Origin of the sequence: Bartonella sp. AP57NXGY (genome assembly GCF_042195805.1) — a bacterium.
GTDB lineage: Bacteria > Pseudomonadota > Alphaproteobacteria > Rhizobiales > Rhizobiaceae > Bartonella.
The window spans coordinates 1-881 of the sequence record NZ_JBHIOZ010000431.1 but is presented as its reverse complement, the minus strand read 5'-3'; the positions used below and the strand labels follow the sequence as shown (position 1 = coordinate 881).

At 32.6% G+C, this 881-nt stretch carries 1 protein-coding gene and 1 pseudogene; one reads left to right on the top strand and one right to left on the bottom strand.

Annotation, left to right across the window (positions count from 1 at the left end):
• Window positions 1–250: 250 nt before the first annotated feature.
• Window positions 251–583 (bottom strand): hypothetical protein, encoded by a 333-nt coding sequence (locus ACFIL8_RS11300; RefSeq protein ID WP_375626997.1) that lies wholly within the window; start codon window positions 581–583, stop codon window positions 251–253.
• A gap of 105 nt (window positions 584–688) precedes the next feature.
• Between ACFIL8_RS11300 and ACFIL8_RS11295 the strand changes: the two are divergent.
• Window positions 689–881, top strand: a pseudogene (locus ACFIL8_RS11295) (hypothetical protein); the annotation flags it as partial.

The following is an 881-nucleotide window of genomic DNA, read 5'->3' as shown; positions in this document are numbered from 1 at the left end:
TTTATAAACACTGGTTTATTCACAAATGCCTCCATACTGCCTATTGGCAAAAGTTATTTTCTAAGATATGGAGTGAATATATTTTCGTTTTACGGTAATGTCAACATAAAAATACCGTATAACGAAAATTATTTTATGAGTATTCATCTAAAGATTAGTGTGTTTTTATAGATATTTGGAGATTTTATGAAAGGTTATAAGACTGCCAAAAGAAAATTTTTACAATTGTCAAATGAAGAAAAAACAGCAGTTATCGCTTTTTTGATTCGATTAAAGTATGAAGAAACGCTAAAACTGCCCTCCGTTCTTCTTCATTGCAAGACGAATATAGATCATAAAAATCTTGATCTATCTTGCTTAAAGCCGGATACGGAGGATACTCCTTAAAGAAACTGTGTAGCTTCACTAGCTCTTCTGCGGTGATATCACGGTAGGCTTTAGAGTCAGAGTCATCAATCGATAATAAGCGCGTAATAGATGATGGACTCAATCCTAAATGTTGCCCTAAAGCCTTACGGCTTCCATGCCCCATTTCATTTAATTTTTCATTAATCCACATTTTTATTAGCTTTTGAAAATCCATTTTATTTTTCTCTCTTAAAATTATTAAATAATCAATATTGCGTATTACGAAAATTTTGCTTATATTTGCGTAATACGTAAATATATGACAGAAATTTTGGATTACATGATTACTCCAGCAGTTATGATTATAAAATATTTAGGTGGTGCAAAACGTGTGTCGTTGATTTCTCAATGCCATGTGTCTGCTGTTTATAAATGGACTTACCCCTTTGAAAAGCGAGAGGGTAAAGGCGGCATCATTCCAGCTAAATACCAAATTATGCTTTTAAATTATGCGCGTGATCATGGGATAGATT

Excerpts from the sequence above, each read along its gene's own strand:
- ACFIL8_RS11300 (WP_375626997.1), bottom strand. The coding sequence starts at position 583 with ATGGATTTTCAAAAGCTAATAAAAATGTGGATTAATGAAAAATTAAAT.